The 18622-nt window shown below is 47.0% G+C and carries 19 protein-coding genes; 13 read left to right on the plus strand and 6 right to left on the minus strand.

Going from position 1 to position 18622, the window contains the following annotated elements; all coding sequences use genetic code 11:
- Positions 1-15: 15 nt before the first annotated feature.
- On the minus strand, positions 16-783 hold the full coding sequence (locus NSQ55_RS01540) for a hypothetical protein (RefSeq protein ID WP_076186158.1): 768 nt from the start codon (positions 781-783) through the stop codon (positions 16-18).
- A 279-nt stretch (positions 784-1062) separates the two neighbouring features.
- On the opposite strand from NSQ55_RS01540, the gene NSQ55_RS01545 reads away from it, so the two are divergent.
- From NSQ55_RS01545 to NSQ55_RS01575, 7 genes are all read left to right on the plus strand, one after another.
- Positions 1063-2175, plus strand: coding sequence for an extracellular solute-binding protein (locus tag NSQ55_RS01545; protein WP_339170828.1), 1113 nt, complete (start codon positions 1063-1065; stop codon positions 2173-2175).
- Positions 2176-2266: 91 nt separating this feature from the next.
- The gene (locus NSQ55_RS01550; RefSeq protein ID WP_339170830.1) at positions 2267-3187 is read left to right on the plus strand and encodes an ABC transporter permease subunit; all 921 of its coding nucleotides are present in this window, start codon (positions 2267-2269) and stop codon (positions 3185-3187) included.
- Positions 3184-3987 (plus strand): ABC transporter permease subunit, encoded by an 804-nt coding sequence (locus tag NSQ55_RS01555; RefSeq protein ID WP_076282380.1) that lies wholly within the window; start codon positions 3184-3186, stop codon positions 3985-3987. The genes NSQ55_RS01550 and NSQ55_RS01555 overlap by 4 nt, the downstream gene beginning before the upstream one ends.
- Positions 3984-5027, plus strand: a complete 1044-nt coding sequence (locus tag NSQ55_RS01560) for an ABC transporter ATP-binding protein (protein ID WP_339170832.1) — start codon at positions 3984-3986, stop codon at positions 5025-5027. The genes NSQ55_RS01555 and NSQ55_RS01560 overlap by 4 nt, the downstream gene beginning before the upstream one ends.
- A 4-nt stretch (positions 5028-5031) precedes the next feature.
- Complete coding sequence (locus tag NSQ55_RS01565; RefSeq protein ID WP_339170833.1) at positions 5032-5907, plus strand: alkaline phosphatase family protein; 876 nt, start codon at positions 5032-5034, stop codon at positions 5905-5907.
- Between the two features lie 57 nt (positions 5908-5964).
- Positions 5965-6282 (plus strand): hypothetical protein, encoded by a 318-nt coding sequence (locus tag NSQ55_RS01570; protein WP_036687337.1) that lies wholly within the window; start codon positions 5965-5967, stop codon positions 6280-6282.
- Between the two features lie 110 nt (positions 6283-6392).
- Positions 6393-6629 (plus strand): hypothetical protein, encoded by a 237-nt coding sequence (locus tag NSQ55_RS01575; protein WP_036687339.1) that lies wholly within the window; start codon positions 6393-6395, stop codon positions 6627-6629.
- A gap of 105 nt (positions 6630-6734) precedes the next feature.
- Here NSQ55_RS01575 and NSQ55_RS01580 read toward each other — a convergent pair whose 3' ends face one another.
- The 3 genes from NSQ55_RS01580 to NSQ55_RS01590 are packed head-to-tail and all read right to left on the minus strand — an operon-like array spanning position 6735 to position 10094.
- On the minus strand, positions 6735-7814 hold the full coding sequence (locus NSQ55_RS01580) for a mannose-1-phosphate guanylyltransferase (RefSeq protein ID WP_036687341.1): 1080 nt from the start codon (positions 7812-7814) through the stop codon (positions 6735-6737).
- Positions 7807-8913 (minus strand): glycosyltransferase, encoded by a 1107-nt coding sequence (locus NSQ55_RS01585; RefSeq protein ID WP_076219709.1) that lies wholly within the window; start codon positions 8911-8913, stop codon positions 7807-7809. The genes NSQ55_RS01580 and NSQ55_RS01585 overlap by 8 nt, the downstream gene beginning before the upstream one ends.
- Positions 8913-10094: a glycosyltransferase family 4 protein gene (locus tag NSQ55_RS01590; protein WP_036687342.1), complete on the minus strand. Its 1182-nt coding sequence runs from the start codon at positions 10092-10094 to the stop codon at positions 8913-8915. Before NSQ55_RS01590 ends, NSQ55_RS01585 begins: the two co-directional genes overlap by 1 nt.
- A gap of 216 nt (positions 10095-10310) precedes the next feature.
- Between NSQ55_RS01590 and NSQ55_RS01595 the strand changes: the two genes are divergently transcribed.
- The 3 genes from NSQ55_RS01595 to NSQ55_RS01605 all read left to right on the plus strand — a co-directional run bounded on the left by NSQ55_RS01595 (position 10311) and on the right by NSQ55_RS01605 (position 12189).
- A complete protein-coding gene (locus tag NSQ55_RS01595) occupies positions 10311-10607 on the plus strand; it encodes a helix-turn-helix transcriptional regulator (RefSeq protein ID WP_051491502.1) in 297 nt (98 codons plus the stop codon).
- The gene (locus NSQ55_RS01600; RefSeq protein WP_339170837.1) at positions 10573-11517 is read left to right on the plus strand and encodes a DUF1861 family protein; all 945 of its coding nucleotides are present in this window, start codon (positions 10573-10575) and stop codon (positions 11515-11517) included. Before NSQ55_RS01595 ends, NSQ55_RS01600 begins: the two co-directional genes overlap by 35 nt.
- A gap of 87 nt (positions 11518-11604) precedes the next feature.
- On the plus strand, positions 11605-12189 hold the full coding sequence (locus tag NSQ55_RS01605; protein ID WP_076101172.1) for a 50S ribosomal protein L25: 585 nt from the start codon (positions 11605-11607) through the stop codon (positions 12187-12189).
- A 64-nt stretch (positions 12190-12253) separates the two neighbouring features.
- On the opposite strand, the gene NSQ55_RS01610 is transcribed toward NSQ55_RS01605, so the two are convergent.
- The gene (locus NSQ55_RS01610) at positions 12254-14551 is read right to left on the minus strand and encodes a UvrD-helicase domain-containing protein (RefSeq protein WP_339170839.1); all 2298 of its coding nucleotides are present in this window, start codon (positions 14549-14551) and stop codon (positions 12254-12256) included.
- A 181-nt stretch (positions 14552-14732) separates the two neighbouring features.
- Here NSQ55_RS01610 and NSQ55_RS01615 point away from each other — a divergent pair, with 181 nt between their 5' ends.
- The gene (locus tag NSQ55_RS01615; protein ID WP_339170841.1) at positions 14733-14972 is read left to right on the plus strand and encodes a hypothetical protein; all 240 of its coding nucleotides are present in this window, start codon (positions 14733-14735) and stop codon (positions 14970-14972) included.
- An 856-nt stretch (positions 14973-15828) separates the two neighbouring features.
- Here NSQ55_RS01615 and NSQ55_RS01620 read toward each other — a convergent pair.
- Entirely contained in the window at positions 15829-16017 is a 189-nt protein-coding gene (locus NSQ55_RS01620; RefSeq protein WP_339170843.1) for a hypothetical protein, read from the minus strand.
- A 41-nt stretch (positions 16018-16058) separates the two neighbouring features.
- Here NSQ55_RS01620 and NSQ55_RS01625 point away from each other — a divergent pair, with 41 nt between their 5' ends.
- Complete coding sequence (locus NSQ55_RS01625) at positions 16059-16895, plus strand: DUF6492 family protein (protein ID WP_339170844.1); 837 nt, start codon at positions 16059-16061, stop codon at positions 16893-16895.
- A 2-nt stretch (positions 16896-16897) separates the two neighbouring features.
- Positions 16898-18277: a sugar phosphate nucleotidyltransferase gene (locus tag NSQ55_RS01630; RefSeq protein ID WP_339170846.1), complete on the plus strand. Its 1380-nt coding sequence runs from the start codon at positions 16898-16900 to the stop codon at positions 18275-18277.
- The last annotated feature ends 345 nt before the right edge of the window (positions 18278-18622 follow it).

Genomic DNA, 18622 nt, shown 5'->3' on the forward strand with positions numbered 1-18622 from the left:
ATGTCGGGCGGTTTTTTACTTGGACTGAAGTTTATACGAATATTTTTTGTCATTGTAAGTAAATTGGATGGAATCCAGTGATGAGGGATTAAGAGAATAATCATTTATTTTTTCTTTGTTGCCAGTCAAAAGATTATAAATATAAACTTCGTAACTATAGCTACCATCTGCATTTCCAGGAAGTATGGAAACCGATAGATAAAGTTTTTCTTTTTCATTAACTGCATAACTATAAAATTTACCTCCAGATGAATGGAATTGAGCAATTTCTTTATTAGATGTTGGATCGTCTACCTTCATCACCCAAGCTTGTTCTCGTATCGGCTGAGCGCCATCAGTGAAAATGGAAAAGGTATGATAGAGGATATAATCATCTAATCCAAAAACGCCGCTAACCACCAGAACAGCATCGCCATCATTTAAAGGTAACGTCAATAGCTTCTTGGACTTTTCTACAGCTAGTGATTTTTCATTAGGAGAACTTAAATAGAAAGTGAATGGCTCTGTTGGAAAATAAAATGGATTTGCTTCTGTTCCAGGGGCAATGTTCATTTTTGGGGCTGGCAACCATACGATACCGGCAGAGGTTTTGACAGCGTAGTTGTATTGTTCTGTATTCTGATCACGTAATGGGAGGGTGTAAAGATCACTGTTTATTTGAATGATTTTATTACTTGTATCTGGCGTGTTATTTTTAGGAGGAGTAGCTGCATTGTTGCAAGCTGAGATAAGCAAAGTACATAGAAATAAACCTGTTACCATCTGAATTTTTGTAAACGGCATTTTTCAAGCTCCTCTGAGGGTCATTTCTTATTATGAATAAATACTACTATACATCAGTAAAGTTCTATTTTAGTGTAATTAATGTAATTATTTTCATAAAAACATTTCTAAGGGAAACGGCGGCCATCTAAAAAAGACGACAGGTCGTTTCTTTTTATTTACAAATATTCCTATTCTCCTTAATGCCGCGAAAATAGTACACGCCTATACTGCAATTGGGTGCCTAACAGTTGGAGCATAAAGAGCCCGCAAATAAGAAATAGGAGTGAAGGGGAAATCATGAAAAAAGGGATCAACAATCAATTATCGATGGGTCTAATGTTATCCTTGCTCGTCCTGTTGCTTGCTGCTTGTGGAAATTCGGCCAAGGCTGAAGAAACAACGAATGGAAAGGCTGGCACCAAAGAATTAAGTCTGACTGAGATCGAGAGTAAAGCTAAAGAAGAGGGCAGTATCATCAGTGTAGGAATGCCGGATTCCTGGGCGAACTGGAAAGATACATGGAGTGATATGAACAGTAAGTATGGTCTTACACATTCGGATACCGATATGTCGAGCGCGGAGGAAATTGCCAAGTTTGATGCGGAAAAAGACAAACCAACGGCCGACATCGGAGATGTGGGGATTGCGTTTGGATCGGTTGCCGTTGATAAAGGGGTAACCCAGCCTTATAAAACATCCTACTGGGATGAAATCCCCAATTGGGCTAAGGATAAGGACGGGAATTGGATCGTCGGCTATCAAGGCACCATTTCTTTTCTGACTAACACTAAGCTCGTGGCGAATCCACCGAAGAGCTGGGAAGATCTGAAGAACGGTAACTACAAAATCATCGTTGGTGATGTAACCAAGGCTGCTCAAGCACAGATGGCTGTATTGGCCGCTGCGATGGCCTTTGGTGGCGATGAGTCGAACATTGAACCGGGGATTGCTTTTTTCGAGGATTTAGCTAAAAAAGGACGTCTCTCCAATGCAGAAGCTTCCCTTGCCAACATTGAAAAAGGGGAAGTAGAAGTTACCCTGCTCTGGGATTTCAACGCTTTGAACTATAGAGACCAGATCAACAAAGATGGCTTCGCAGTAGCCATTCCCCAGGAAGGCAGTGTCGTGAGCGGGTATGCCACGATCATCAACAAATATGCGCCGCATCCTAACGCGGCGAAGCTTACACGTCAATACATCCTTAGCGATGAAGGACAGATTAATCTTGCCAAAGGTTACGCTCGTCCGATCCGTGACAGTGTAACGTTGCCGGATGATGTTGCAGCTAAGCTGTTGCCAAAAGAAGAATACGTCAACGCTAAGCCTGTTGGTGATTACAAGGTATGGGAAGAGACGGCAAAAACCATTCCTCAATTGTGGCAGGAACGTGTGCTTGTGCATTTGAATTAGTATTCATTTCTCCCCAAAAAAGAAGCAGGGCGCCTTCGTCACGATGCCGTAAGGCGCCTTTGTTCTATTCCTGCGACAAGGAGCGAGTAAGATGAAACAAAGAAGCCGCGGTGTGATCTTGGCACTTATTCCATTTGCACTAATGGTGTTAGCCTTTCAACTGGTACCTATACTATCCATGCTGACGGGAAGCTTTCGCACAGCGGACGGAACGGGATTTACGTTAGGCAATTATCTGCATGCGTTGCAAAGTGCCTATTACATGCAGGCGATTAAGAACAGTCTGCTAATCTCCATAATCTCAAGTCTGATAGGGATCATTGTCGGACTTTTTTGTGCTTATTGCATTACCCGGTTTACCCCGAGAGTACGCGATAGACTTCTGATGCTGTCGAATATGACCTCTAACTTCGCAGGTGTTCCGCTGGCTTTTGCTTATATCATTTTGCTCGGAAATAATGGGGTGTTTACACTCTTATTTAAACAGTGGGGCTGGAGTGTTTTTGCCGATTTTGATCTATATAGCTGGTCAGGTCTAATACTGGTGTATGTATACTTTCAGGTTCCGTTAGCCTTACTGCTTTTGTACCCGTCCTTTTACGGAATTCGTGAGCAGTGGAGAGAGGCAGCGTCCTTACTGGGGGCAGGGCCTTGGCAGTTCTGGGAGACGATAGGCCTGCCTATTCTAACTCCGGCGATCTTCGGCACACTTGGAATTCTTTTTGCTAATGCAATGGGGGCTTATGCCACGGCTTACGCATTGGTTGGCGGAAATTACAATCTGTTGGCGGTACGTATCGGTTCACTGGTTGCCGGAGATGTGGTTACACAGCCACAGATGGGGAGTACGCTTGCTGTTCTGCTTGGTCTGACTACGATTTTGGCGGTTTATCTGAACCATTTAATGGTGCGGCGTGCGGAGAGGTTCGGAACGAAAGCACTCAGTAAACCGGATGTGATAATCAAAGCTTCCCGGCGTTTATGGACAGCTCGTGAGGAGGCAGGGCAATGAATATACGTAAAGCAGGCTTTGCTCCACGCACCTTCATGCTGCTGCTCATGGTGTATTTGCTGCTTCCTCTTTTGGCAACGGGTATTTATGCTTTTGCACAAGATTGGCAGAATACCTTGCTGCCCCGAGCTTGGACGCTGAATTGGTTTGGGGAAATGTTTGAGGATATTCGCTTTCTGGAGGCGCTTTGGACCTCGCTTTATTTATGCCTGATCAGCGTGGTGCTGAGTCTAGCCGTGATGCTGCCAGCTGTTTTTGTCATCACCCTCTATTTTCCGCGTTGGGAGAGCTTTATGAAAGGTATTGTTGTTTTGCCTTATGCGGTGCCTGGTGTTGTGGCTGCGGTAGGTCTTATTCGTACCTATTCCTCTGGTCCTTTTGATATCGCTGGAACAGCGTATTTATTGGTGGGTGCATATTTTGTGGTCATCCTTCCCTATATGTATCAGGGCATTCGCAATAGTCTGTTAACGGTTAATGCCGTAGAACTGCTGCATGCTGCGGAGCTGCTTGGTGCCCGCCGAAGAACGGCCTTCGTGAATGTGATTTTGCCTAATATATGGCCTGGGGTTATCGTCTCTACACTGTTATCATTTTCAGTTCTATTCGGCGAATTTGTCCTTACGAACATGTTAGTTGGCGGACATATTCAGACGATTCAGGTATATCTATATCAAAGGGTTGGTGAAAGTGGACATTTAGCCAGCGCGATTGCGATCTCTTATTTTCTGTTTATTCTAATTCTTTCGATGGTACTCATGAAGCTCGGTAAAAAGATGGGGGGAGGTATTAAGGGATGAATGATTATCTAAAGCTGCAGGCTGTACGCAAAATGTTTGGGAATACCTGTGTGTTAGACAATGTTGATTTGGAGATCCGTGAAGGTGAACTTGTGACACTGCTAGGCCCCTCCGGTTGTGGAAAAAGCACATTGCTACGCTGCATAGCCGGTCTTTCAGAGCTGGATGGCGGCAGAATTCTTTTGGAAAATAAAGATCTGGGAAGTTTGCCGCCCCGTAAGCGCGAGGTAGGAATGGTGTTTCAGTCTTATGCCTTGTTCCCTAATCTGACGGTGAGCCAAAATATTGAGTATGGAATGAAAATGCGGGGGTTATCGAAATCAGCCCGCCATCATCGCTGCGCGGAATTGTTGGCATTGGTCGATCTGGAGGATAAACGGGATGTATATCCGCAGTCCCTCTCCGGTGGACAGCAGCAGCGGGTAGCGCTAGCTCGTTCTCTAGCGGTGCAGCCCAAAGTATTGCTGCTGGATGAACCCTTAAGCGCACTAGATGCTAAGATACGCAAGAATTTACGTGCTGAAATTCGTGATATCCAAAAAAGGTTTAACATGACGACACTATTCGTGACGCATGATCAGGAGGAAGCGCTGATTCTTTCTGACCGCATCTGTATTATGAACGGTGGCCGGATTGTGCAGGATGGCACACCTGAGGGGGTGTACTCCGCACCACGGACAGAGTTCGTTGCCCGGTTTATGGGCAGTTACAATGTATTGACCCGATCAGAAGTGATGACGTTGTTCCGGGGGATAGATAGCACGAAGGACCGCTTTGCTATTCGGCCTGAGGCGGTTACGCTGCTGCATGAGGGTGCGGGACTTCACGAGGTTGCTGCCGGAGTGCAACTGGTGGATGGCATCATTAAATCTGTCTCCGTGTTGGGCAATATTATTAGGTGTACGGTAGAGGTAGAAGACATTTGCTTAACGGTTGATCTTTTAAATGACGGACGCTGGCTGAGGCTGGTGGAAGGGGCTAACGTCACCTTGGCTCTGAACCCTTCTGAGCTGCTGCATCTGGAACGAGAGGGAGCGTAATAAGATGACTGAAATGAACAATAAACTTATTGTGGTAGTGTTGGACGGACTTAGATATGAGGCCGCACGTGAATATATGGGGTATATGGAGCATTTGGTGGAGCAGGGGAAAATATCATGTCACCGAGTGAAGTCGGAATTGCCTAGTCTGTCACGCCCGCTTTATGAAGTGCTCTTGACGGGGACACCTGTGACCGAAAATGGAATTACGGCTAACCATATTGTGAGACCAAGCCATGAAGAGAGCGTATTCCATCTGGCAGTGGCCGCTAATTTGCGTACAGCTGCTGTCGCCTATCATTGGGTCAGTGAGCTTTATAATTCGGCCCCTTTTGATCCGCTGGCTGATCGCCATCAGCACAATGTGATGAAGCCCATTCAGCATGGCAGCTTTTATTTCGAGGATCACTATCCCGACAGTCATGTGTTTGCCGACGCTGTGTATTTACGGAGTGCCTATGATCCGCATTTCCTATACATTCACTCCATGAATATAGATGACGCCGGGCATCGTTATGGCGGCGAGAGTAAAGAATATGAGCTTTCAGTGCGTAATGCCGACGGTCTGCTGGCCACTGTTTTGCCTATTTGGATGGAACAGGGCTATAAGATTATGATTACGGCAGATCACGGAATGAACGCAAATGGGTACCACGGCGGGATAACCCCTTCCGAGCGAGATGTGCCATTATATACGTTTGGGGTAGATGTATTATCTTCAGAAAAAGAGGAAGAAATGCTGCCACAGCTGCGAATGGCACCTTTAATGTGCCACTGTTTGGGGCTGGACCCTTCGGCAGCAATGAGCAAGGAGGGCTTGCCTCCACTTGTGCAGAAGCAATCTCATGACAAAGTGGAAGAACCTTTGCCGTTGGTATGAAATAAAATAATTAGCACGAGAAAAATCATATATTTTACCCAATTAGGAGGTTGTCTATTGAGCGCTTCTAAAGCTATGAAATGGATTACGGGTTCCTGTGAAATTATTTTGGCAATTCCAATCCTGGGTGCTGCTATTGTTATTGGCACGGGGTATTCCGTTCTGGGGTTGATGTTTATTCTACATGTGATTACATTGATTTTATCTTCAAGAGACCGTGAGTCTATCTACGGTTCAGTGCTAGGAATTATAACTTCTTTATTGGCATGGATTCCTTTTGTGGGCTGGTTCTTGCACTTAATTACTGGGATTCTGTTGATGGTGAGTGGAGGACAGAAGTCCCGTTATCCGTCGAACCATATCTATCCACAATGATGTAAAATGACTTCAATACAGCCCAATTCGGACGTTTGTCCGGTTGGGCTGTATTCATGTTATAATGAGGGCACATTTTAGCAGTAAGCACAGAGAGGAGGCGCATCCATATGGAAATAACCGCACAAGAAGTAGCAGAATGGATGGTGAAGGAGATTCGTTTTACGGGTACCTTGCATCAGACGGCGGCGATTGAATATGTGAAAGAGAATTTTGGAGAACAATTTGTATTTGTGAATGAGAACGGCAATGCCTCACTCTCCAAAGAAGTGAAGAAAGCTTTCCGGAAACTCCATGGCGGGAGAATTGCTTGGGATCGAGACGGGTTCTTGTGGGCTTGGACCTAGGTTTGGCGTTTAAAAAACATTTATAAACTGTTCAACTTATATAATGAGATGAAAAACGGACCATGCATGTACTGCAATGGCCCGTCTTTTTGCATTCTTTGTTAGTTAGATATATTCTGTCATTCCCTGTTCCTTTAGAAGCTCCACGATATCTTTGACTGACTGCGCTTTATCCTTGGGACAGATTAATAGTGCATCCCCAGTATCCGCAATGATGAACCCGTCTACACCAATGGTCGTGATCAGTCTGCCATTTCCATAGATGATTGAATTATGGGTATCTATCCCCACATGATTTGCTTTTATAATGTTGCCTGCATCATCCGGAGGGAAGATTGAACCCAGTGCATCCCAGCTGCCGATATCATTCCAGCCAAACTGCCCGGAAAGCACGACAACTTCATCAGAGCGTTCTAAAATGCCGTAATCAATCGAAATATTCTGAAGCGTTGGATAGATGGCATTAATAACTTCCTCTTCCTGATCTGTACCCAAACAATCACTGATGGGCAGCATGGTTTTGTAGAGTCGAGGTAGATAACGTTTGAAATTATCAATAATGACAGAGGTCTGCCAAATAAAAATCCCACTATTCCATAGATAATTACCGGATGCCAGATAACTCTGTGCATTCTGAAAGTTTGGTTTCTCTACAAATTCATCTACATCATATACAGCCACTGGGCTTGTCGCAATTGGCGTCTTATCAAAGGCAATATAGCCGTAGCCAGTAGATGGGAAAGTAGGCTTGATTCCGATGGTTACTATTTTGTCTGACTCCATGGCAACAGTACAGGCTTCGTCTAGTGTAAGACGGAATTGTTCCTCATCCGTTATATAGTGATCGGAAGGCAGGACGACCATTAAGGAATTGCCATGAGATTTCTCTATAGATAATGCTGCAAAAAGAATGCTAGCGGCTGTATTTCGCGCCACAGGTTCAATTAGAATATTAGCTTTGAGAACGCTGCTGTGCATAATACTCTCCAACAATACTGCTTGGGTACGATTAGTAACGATAACTGTATTCTCCTGAGGAATAATCCCTTTGAAGCGTTCAATCGTATCGTTTAGCATAATGTCGTTGCCACTAATATTCAGCAGCTGCTTTGGGATTTCTTGTCTGGACAGGGGCCAAAACCGTGTTCCGCCCCCGCCGGCTAGGATCGTAGCATATTTATTCATGATGCATCACCAACCGGGCAATTGTGAAGGATATAATGCTCTCCGAGCCTTGGTTCAGGTTGAGCCCCGCGGCATGGATGCCGTCATAACAAGCACCAGTCTGCGGATCGATCAGAGGGATTCCCAAGGAATTATGCCCTAGATACCAGTTGTAGCATAATTCTGCTTGCGTAAGATAGGCGGGGTCCTCAAGAACAACAGCTGCTTCCCGGCAGGCCAGCAGCATCTCGCAGGCTTCAATGGGCTGTTCATCATAGGGTGCAGCCAGCCCATCACGCAGCAGCCAGCCATGGCTGCCGATCGGTTTATAGTAACCTTTGCTGGAGAAGGTGGTGGAAGCTAGGAAATCCAGGCTTTCCTTGGCGGTCTCCCGCAGGTCTTTATTCCCGGAGATCAGGAAGGCCCGAAGCAGAGCCCAGGGCAGCATGGAATTGCCATAAGTGATGCTGTCCTCGAACCAATTCCAGCCGTGTCCCTTATAGCGGGTATATTGATTATGCAGCCGAACCGCAATATTTTCGATCAGACTCTCAATGGTTGCCCTTGGCAGAAAGGCGGCTTCTTCGGTCGTGTTTTCAGTATGCGGGTATGGAAAAGCATAACCTAATGAGCCCGGTGCTTCGGTAAGATAACTTAGGCCGATGATGGCATAGGCTCCAGCCCGAGGTGAGCCCAAGGCTTCCAGATGCGGCAGTGCCTGATTGATCAAATACCGGCAGGTATTCATCAGGTTATCGGGCAGGGAAGCAGCATGCGACAAGGCGAACCCGAGTGCCCACAAGGTACGTCCCTGGCAATCTTCAGAACCTTTATCCTCTATAAAGGAGCGGTTATAATCCATAAAATTGCGAAAATTGCCGTCCGCTGTCTGGGAATGATAGATAAAAGAGATATACGTATGAATGAGATCGAGTGCCACGGCATCCCGGGAATTCTCGTACATTAAGACCGCAGCAATCAGGGCGCGGGCGTTATCATCGGTAGTGTAGCCCTTGGAACGGTCCGGAACCCCAAACTTGGTATGCTGAAAGATTCCTGTATCGTCCGTGATTCTGCGCAGATAGCCTGGTTTAGCCTGTACTGTGGTGGAGGTTTCCATTAAATCACGCTCCGATCAGCTGAAGCCGAGCTCTGGATATGGCTGTGGAACAAGGCGGCATAGATTTTGGCGATTTCGTTCCAGCGCATAGTGAGCCCGAGCTTCAACGTGCGGTCTTCCATCGTTTGCACCAGAGCAGGGCTGTTCAGCAAGCGCAAAATGCAGGCTTCCAAGGAAGCAGAATCATGAAAATCAGCCAGTAGACCGCGGCCTTCTGCCAGCATTTCCTGGGCGTAGCGGTAAGGGGTAGACACGATAACCCGGCCATAACCGACTCCGTAGGCCAGGGTGCCGCTGACGGCCTGATCCTTACCCAGATAAGGAGTCACATAGATATCTGACATGACCAAGGACTCTATTACTTCTTCTTGGGTCAGCAACTTATCGACGAATTGGACATTGTCCTGCAGGTCAAACATTTCTACGAGGTCCGTCAGTTTCTGGCGGTAAACTTCCCCGGATTCCAGCTTGACGACCGGATGGGTCTTGCCCCAGACAATGTACAGTGCTTCGGGATGGCGCTTGACCACGCCGCGCATGGCTTCGATGCTGTATTCAATCCCTTTGCCGGGACTGAGGAAGCCGAAGGTGGAGAGGATTTTGCGGTCTGGATAACCGTATTGTGCTTTAAGGCTGGTGCGTGAGGCTGTGCTAACTTGAGGGACGCCGTGATGGATGAATGTGATTTTGGAAACTGGGATCTCATAAATAGTAGATAAATCGGTAAGGGTTGATTCCGCCATCGTCACGACCTGCACGCTACGCTCGGCCAGACATCGGATGATCTGATGCTGCTTAGGGGAGGGCTTGGTCAACACTGTGTGAAAAACAACAACATACGGAATGTTCAAACGTTCGACAAAGGGCAGCAGGTATTCACCGCTTTCTCCGCCGTAGATGCCAAATTCATGTTGGATGACCAACAAATCGGTATCGGAATTGTTGAGGAAATCGGCCGTATCTATATAATCTGCGTAATTATGCTGGTCGATCTGCCGTATTACCTGCTGATCGTAAGCGTAGGTTTCATTGTTGTTTATGGCAATAATCCGGGGCGGGTTGAAGCCGGGAAGGTGGATAAGTTCATCTAGCAGATCCTGTGTGAACGTGGCGATACCGCACTCTCGCGGCAGACTGGTTCCCAGGAACACGATGTTGTGATTACGGACTGTATTTTTCATTCAAAGAGCCTCCCTAATGGTCTTGCGATTGGTCTGGATACAAAAAAAGAAAATAAAGAAGACTCTATTTTCTGAATAGGGAAAGGTATTTGGTTTTCTGAAATTAAAAATGTTGCAAATTATTTCCTAATCCCACTGTAACATGACCGTTTTATCTTGTCAATTCGATTGACGCCTTGGGGTTAGTGCGGATATATTATTGGAGGAGGTGTAGGAATGCCAGTCATACGCAGTAAACTGAGTGAGGTCATGGAGAGGCATGATCCGAAATTATCGATCCGCAAGCTTGCTAAAGAGATCAATTACCATTTTGATTCGGTACGCCGAATGTATAAGAATGAGATGGTGCAGTATCCAAGGGATCTGTTGCTAAAATTATGTGTATACTTTAATGTCCAGCCCGGCGAGCTGATTGCCATGGATGCGGAAGACAACGATTGGGTGATCGATCGTTCAAATGATTACGAGGAGGACGGCGATGACAAGGAACCCGGCACGGACAGCCACCTGTAAGCAGCTTCTGGATACATATCATGCCGGACGCGGTACAACCACTGTAAATAAAATGACGTTCACGGGTGTTGGGCACCGGGATGTCTATAATATAACCGCCCCGTTTATGTATAACGGGGAAGAGGTACTAATGGGAAGAGTTGAGGAACGGGACAGTGAGTTCTCTCAAGTCTTCTTTTTTACATGCCATGATGGGGTTTGGAGACCTCGTGCGCATACGCATACGTACAATTTACAGGACCCGTGCTGGACCCGGATCAGGGGGGAACTTATTGTCGGCGGGGTGGAAGTGATTACGGCAGCGGATGATCCGCACCGGATTGTCTCCTGGGTGACCCAGTTCTACCGGGGATATCACATCGATTCTTTGACCCACTTTTCTTCAGGTCCCGGCACGATGAAGGATATCCGACTTATCGAGCTTGATAATGGCAGTGTAGGCGTATTTACCCGACCGCAGGGCGAGCGGGGTGGGCGGGGGCAGATTGGGTTCACAGTGATTCCTTCGCTGGACGAACTAAATGAGCAGACCTTCATTGATGCCGAGGTTTTACATGATCAATTCGTGCCCGAAGAGTGGGGGGGAGCCAATGAAGCTCATCTGCTGCGGGGTGGAATGGTGGGCGTATTGGGCCACATTGCTTGCTTCGATAGTGCCGGAAACAAACACTATTATGCCATGGCTTTTTCGCTGAATCCTGAGACTTATAAGGCAACTCCGGTCAAAATAATAGCAGTCCGCAGTGATTTTCCGGCGGGCCCGGGCAAGCGCAAAGAACTGGAGGATGTCATCTTCAGTGGTGGCTTGAAACGTCTTGGAGGAGGCCGGGCGGTATTGTCTGTAGGGGTGAGTGACGCAGAAGCATATCAGATTGAAATCGCAGACCCATTTGACGAATATGAATCCTAGCGTTCTTCCAGTAAGTTTGACTAGATTATATGGTCATGTTACACTTGGTGTGACAAGAATTTATGGTCAAAGAGAGCGGGAAACCCAATGAATAAGTTTATTCAATTCAACACACGTAAGACTGACACCAAGTCCAACATCAATCAGGCGCGTAAGCAAGGACGTATTCCGGCTGTATTATATGGTATTGGTAAAGAGACTCTGACGTTGGAAGTGAATGAAAAAGAACTTCTGGACATTCTCAAAAAGAATCCGCGCGCAATTCTGCAAGGTAAGGTATCGGAAGAGCTAGAGGTTCCGGTCGTGGTTCAGAACATTCAGAAGGATACCCTGTCCGGCAAAATTCTGCATATTGATTTTCAACATGTAAATATGAAAAAGAGCATGGACAGCAAGGTGACTATTCATTTTGCAGGTGAAGCCGTAGGGATTAAAGCAGGCGGCACGCTTCAGGTTGAAATTTATGAAGTGGAAGTTCGCTGTATGCCTGAAGATCTTCCTACCTCCATGGAAGTGGATATCAGCGGACTGGATATTGGCGACCAGTTGCTCGTCTCTGATCTGATCTTCAAGGACGGTATTGAAGTGTTGACCGAACCGTCAACCGTAATGATCCAGATCAAGACTGTGCATGAAGAAGAGGAAGAAGAAGCGGTAGTAACTCCAGCCTAAACCTATATTTTTATTAAAAAAGCAAGTTTCCAGGGAAGAGGAAACTTGCTTTTTTTGCGTTGAATCATACAGGAACTTCTCGTTGGTCCTTTGTCATAGGGGAACTACATAACGGGCAGGGCTTTGAGGTTAAATGATCCTCAGCTCCGCCCGCTTTCATGCGCGTCCAGCCAGGACAGGTATTGCTGGTACAATTCCATACTGGAACGACATGGGTTCTTGTCGCAGTTGTGCGACTGGTAGGTAAGGATCTTGTTGTCACTGTTCTGCTCACCGTAGTCGTTGCTGTGGAAGAAACGGCAGAGCGGAAGGCTGATAACATGAAGCGGGAGACCTCTGCTTTTTTGCCCCGATGCCTCGCAGGTGAACTGATAAATAGCTCTTCCCGGGCTCTAGTAACAGCTACGTAAGCCAGTCTTCGCTCCTCTTCCAGGGCAGCCAAGCTTGAACTTCCACTATTTGCAGCGGCCAGCTTGCGGTCCTTGAGCCGGTCGCCCTCCAGGGCGGAGCTATGCGGGAGAATTCCTTCAGAGGCTCCAATCAAAAAGACCACAGGAAACTCTAATCCCTTGGATTTGTGAATGGTCATAAGCGCGATCCGATTCCCTTGTTCTTTGGTGCTTGGCTGACGATTATGTTCATTACGTTCAGTAACATTATCTATGAAATCCAGAAAGGCAGGGATACTATCAAATCGCTCTGCAGACGATTCTAGTTCATCTAGCATTTCTTTTAACGTCTCGCGATGTAAGGTTGCTTGATGCCGCTCATTCGCTTCGATGAAATAATCATAGAATTGCGTGCGGATCTGGCGGATCGCTTGGACTGGGGTTAACTCGCGCATATTGCGAATTAGATCCAGCCGCTCTCTAAGCTTAGTGCCCTTGAAATCCTCCATGCCGGGCATGGACAACAGATGGATTAGTGGGCCTTGCTTTGGTTGTCTGGCTTCCATCTGCCGGATGTGATTCATACCTTTTTCACGGTTCATATATAGAGTAGGCAGGATGTTCTCCATAGCCGCGAAATTCCGCCGATTCACGGAAAGACGCATATGATCCACGACCGGGGAAATTAGCCAGTGTTCGTACAGTAATTGGCCTTCTCCATAATCAATATAGGGAATATCGCGTAAAAGAAGTAATTCCAGAACGGCCCGGTTGCTGCTGGACGCTCTATATAACATGGCGAAGTCGCTATATTCTCTTTTGCCGCTCGAAACCTCGTTTAAAATATGCTCAACCATCTGCTCGGCTTCCTCGTCTGCTGTCTGGGGACGCATATACCGGGGCTGACTCCCGCTGCCTTTGGCAGCTTGCAGGGTTTTGGAACGCCGGCGCGTATTGTGCCGGATAATACCGTTGCCGAGTCCGACTATAGCTGGACCAGAACGGTAATTAATATCAAGTGTAATAACCCTTGCTCCCGGGTACAGCTTCTCGAATTCCAGAATGAATTCACTGCGTGCCCCGTTGAAGGAATAAATCGTCTGGTCATCGTCGCCAACCACCATCAGATTATGCTGCGGGTGAGCAATCATTTTGACTAACTCGTACTGCAGGGCATTGGTATCCTGAAACTCATCCACCATCACGTATAGATATCTCATCTGCAATTCCTGTAAAAGCGTAGGACGCTCCTTCAGCATCCGATAGGCGATTAAGAGGACATCGTCGAAGTCGATTTTAAAATTGTCTAGTTTCCATTGTTCGTAGATTTCCAGAATGGATTTCATTTCTTTTTCAGCGGTGGTTCCTTCAGGCAAGCCTTCTACGGTACCCATGTTCATCTTGCAGGAAGAGAGCAGGGAGAGTAGCGTTTCCGGTGGATAGGCATCTTTAGGTAGCCCTAGCTCACGCATGATTTGTTTCAACAGGATGTGCTGGCGCCGCGTCTCACTGAAAATCTCTTGCTGCAATCCTTGTCTGCGCAAGAAAAATAAGAAAAAGGAATGAAACGTGCGGGCCTGCAGCCGCGCGACATCCGCTGGGCCTACTCCCGGTAATAGCGCGATCCGTTCGCGCATTTCCGCCGCAGCTTTACTCGAAAAAGTCAGCAATAGCAGCTGACTTGGCGAGACACCGCGCACGGACAACAAATAACCGGTTCGGCAGATCAGAACCGAGGTTTTGCCGGAGCCTGCGCCGGCCAGTGTTAGAAGCGGCCCTTTATGATGCCGTACCGCGGAAATCTGCGGACGGTTGAGCAGGATGCCGCCTTCTTCCAGCCTGCGAAAAAAAGCGGAGTCCTCATCCTCCCGCTTCACCAGCTCTTGGCTTGTCTGCGCTGAGGCCACTGCCGCTTGCGGGATCCGCTCACCAGTAGCTCCCAGCGGGATATTATGAAATAAAAGCTTATTCAATAGATTCACCTTCATTATTTCTGTATAGAGTGGTCTCAACAAATCTAGTTCTATGATGTTTGAGTTCATCTTAAAATCTGCCGAAAATTTAGCCAATCTACAATATACCATCCCAGGCTTTTTACTGCACAGGAAAAGTGTTGGATATTGAGCCAGTAAAAATCTGGGGATTGGTGTGGGAGTGGGACACAACGGTGGTATAAATCCCGTAGATAGGATGGAATGTGGCTGCGTGGACGGAATGTGCGGTATAAATCCCGTAGATAGGATGGAAAGTGACTACGTGGGCGGAATGTACGGTATAAATCCCGTAGATTGGATGGAAAGTGACTACGTGGGCGGAATGTACGGTATAAATCCCGTAGATTGGATGGAAAGTGGCTGCGTGGGCGGAATGTGCGGTATAAATCCCGTAGATTAGGTGGGATGTGGCTGCGTGGGCGGAATGAACGGTAAAAATCCCGCAGATTAGCTGGAATGTGGCTGCCTGAGCGGAATGTGCGGTATAAATCCCGTAGATAGGATGGAATGTGGCTGCGTGGGCGGAATGTACGGTATAAATCCCGTAGATTAGCTGGAATGTGGCTACGTGGACGGAATGTACGGTATAAATCCCGTAGATTAGCTGGATCGTGGCTGCGTGGGTGGAATGTACGGTATAAATCCCGTAGATAGGCTGGAATGTGGCTGCGTGAGCGAAATGTACGGTATAAATCCCGTAGATTAGCTGGAATGTGGCTGCGTGGGCGGAATGTACGGTATAAATCCCGTAGATTAGCTGGAATGTGGCTGTGTGGATGAATGTACGGTATAAATCCCGTAGATTAGCTGGAAAGTGGCTGCGTGAGCGGAATGAGAGGCAAAAATGCCCTAAATAAGGGCAAATCCGCCTCCATAAGCAAAAAGAGAGGCATATATGCCCTAGAAATGAGCAGAAGAGGAGCAGCGACGTGGAAGACAGGAAAAAATGCCCTAAATAAGGGCAAATCCGCCTCCGTAAGCGAAAGAGAGGCATTTATGCCCTAGAAATGAGCAGAAGAGGAGCAGCGACGTGGAAGAGAGGAAAAAATGCCCTAAATAAGGGCAAAACCGCCTACATAAGCAAAAAGAGAGGCATATATGCCCTAGAAATGAGCAGAAGAGGAGCTGCGATGTAGAAGAGGGGCAAAAATGCCCTAAATAAGGGCAAATCCACCCCCATAAGCGAAAAGAGAAGCATATATGCCCTAGAAATGAGCAGAAGAGGAGCTGCGACGTGGAAGAGAGGCAAAAATGCTCTAAATAAGGGCAAATCCGCCTCCATAAGCGGAAAGAGAGGCATATTTGCCCCAGTAAAGGGCGCCGGGTGCAGGTCTATTTCTATTTTTATAATATAAAAATTTCTGCCCGCGCATCGCAGGCTTGTCCAGCGCACATTTGCCACTCTCCTGAACAATTCTGTGATGCCCATTCCCTTTTCCTATCATGCTCATATCCTAAAGCAAAAACATGATATGGAGATGACCCTATGCCCTCGCCCAGTAAGGTCCGCATCAGACATGCCGTTACTATAGATGTACTGATTCCCGCGATTGAAAAAGATTTACAGACCCTTCCCCATGTGATTGACGCTGTTAGAAAGCAGGTTAAGCATCCCATCGGCCGGATATTAATTGTTGCTCCCAAAAAGAAACGGATGATTGAGTTCTGCCGCACAAAAGGCTGTACCTTTATTGATGAGAATACGGTGCTGCCGATTACGAAAAAAGACATTCATTACCGCTCACGCACCTGGGAACGTTCCGGCTGGCTATTCCAACAGCTGCTGAAGCTGAATGGTGACAAGCTCTGCACAGCGGATTATTTTTTGGTCATTGATGCTGATACCGTTCTGATCACCCCCCACCATTTTCGGGCGAATGGCAAGACACTCTTTTACAGTCGGAACTGGAGCCAACCACAGTATTTTGTAACCTATAGGAAACTCATGGGCCGCAAGGTGACCGCAAAATCATCATTTGTGACCCATTATATGCTGTTTGAACGCAGTCAATTGGCTCAAATGAAAAGAGAGATAGAAGCAAAACACCAAATGCCCTGGTATCGAGCTATTTTACACAGTATGAACCGCTCCAAGCAATTTGCCTTTTCCGAATTCGAAACCTATGCCAATTACCTGTATTCGAAGAATCGCGAGGGAATGAAGATTCAAAAAGCGCGTAATAAAGGTCTCCATATGAATGCAGGACAGCTATCCAAGCAGAAAGTGAATCAGCTGGCTGAGAAGTATAGATCATTGTCTTTTCATAAACGAAAGGGGTATGTGAGAACACCGGGGGCTAAATCCAGCGCAGGGGGGCGATAGGGTTGCAGATCGTACTCCTTTCAGGGGGATCGGGGAAGCGGTTGTGGCCGCTATCAAATGAGATCAGGTCAAAAGCTTTTTTAAGGCTGCTTCCAACAGAAGCTGGCGGTATGGAGTCGATGATCGAGCGGGTATGCAGAGGGCTGGAAGAGGTAGGTTTGTTGGATTCAAGCTGCATAGTGACTCATCGCAGTCAGGTGGAAATTACTCGCAAATCCGTTGGTGCTCAAGTCCCTTTATTAGCGGAGCCGCAGAAACGGGGGACTTTTACTGCAGTAGCTCTGGCGGCGAGTTATCTGCATTCTGTGAAGGGTATGGACTCAAAAGAGATCGTAGTGGTCATTCCGGTGGATTCGTATGTGGAGACTTCTTTTTTTAAACAGCTTCATCAATTTCCGAGTGTGCTTGCCGAATCACAAGCGGACATTGCTTTGATTGGTGTTTTACCTGAATTTCCTTCTACACAGTTCGGTTATATTCTGCCGGGTGAAGGGTCTGGGGTAGGGGGGACGTCTTTTTTAAATGTTAAGCAGTTTGCGGAGAAACCGAACGAATCGACAGCCGCCGAGTTCATTTCTCAGGGAGGACTGTGGAATTGCGGCGTGTTTTCCTGCTCATTAGGGTACTTGCTCTCAAGTATGGTCGAACGGGATCTTCCAGTAGATTACATGGAGTTTATGGAGCATTATGATCAATTGCCAGAACGAAGCTTTGACTATGAGGTGCTAGAACACACGCGGCGAGCGGTAGTCATCCCCTATATTGGGGTGTGGGCGGATATTGGCAGCTGGGATGCACTTGTTCCCCATTTGCAAGGAAGAGTAATTGGCAGTGGGAGTATTTCTGAGGATTCAAAAGGTACCCATTTGATCAACGAACTCTCTTGTCCTGTGCATATCATCGGCGCTCCTGGTTTAATCGTGGCGTCGGGGCCAGATGGCATTTTGGTTGCTGGGATAGAGCAGGCAAAACGAATTAAGCAGAAGCTGGAGGGCCATGCGGCGAAGCCGATGATTGAAGAAAAACGCTGGGGCACATCACGCATTTTGGACTTCTCTCGCACGGCGGCAGGTATTGAGGTTACGACCTCTAAAATAACCATTTTGGCAGGCGAGCACACCAGCTACCATTTTCATCGGCATACTAAAGAAGTTTGGTCTTTTCTTTCTGGAAATGGAGAATACCGGATGAATGGCCATCTTCATGCGGTTGCCGCCGGGGACACGGTCACGGTACCTGCTGGTACGAAGCATGGACTGCGGGCCATTACAGCGCTCGAATTGATTATTATTGAACTGTTGCAATTTCCTGAGGTGGATGACTACGTACGAGTGTCTGCCGAATGGGAGGGGGAGGACAGCTTCCTTGATGATTTGGGATGAATGGAAAGGTAGTTCGCTTTAACCCGGAGGCAGTTGTAGACATGGGGAGATTGACCGGCTGAAGTGAAATAGATGTATTCAGTGCAACTATTTCGTGGAGTAGCGAATCCCTTGCGATTTAGATGTAGTTTGTACAGTTAAAAATCGCGAATTTTTGCGTTTTGAATAGATTTGCTGAATATAAGTGTACAGAGTGCAATTAAATCCGAATTAGCGCCTAAAAGAGGGCGTTTAACTGTACGAAGTACAACTAATTATTAAGAGGACGGGGATGCTATAGGCAAGCCACAGTAAGCTACAGGTAAGCCACAGTAAGCTATAGGCAAGCCACAGTAAGCTATAGGC

This window comes from Paenibacillus sp. FSL H7-0943 (assembly GCF_037963265.1).
Taxonomy (GTDB): Bacteria; Bacillota; Bacilli; order Paenibacillales; family Paenibacillaceae; genus Paenibacillus_AQ; species Paenibacillus_AQ odorifer.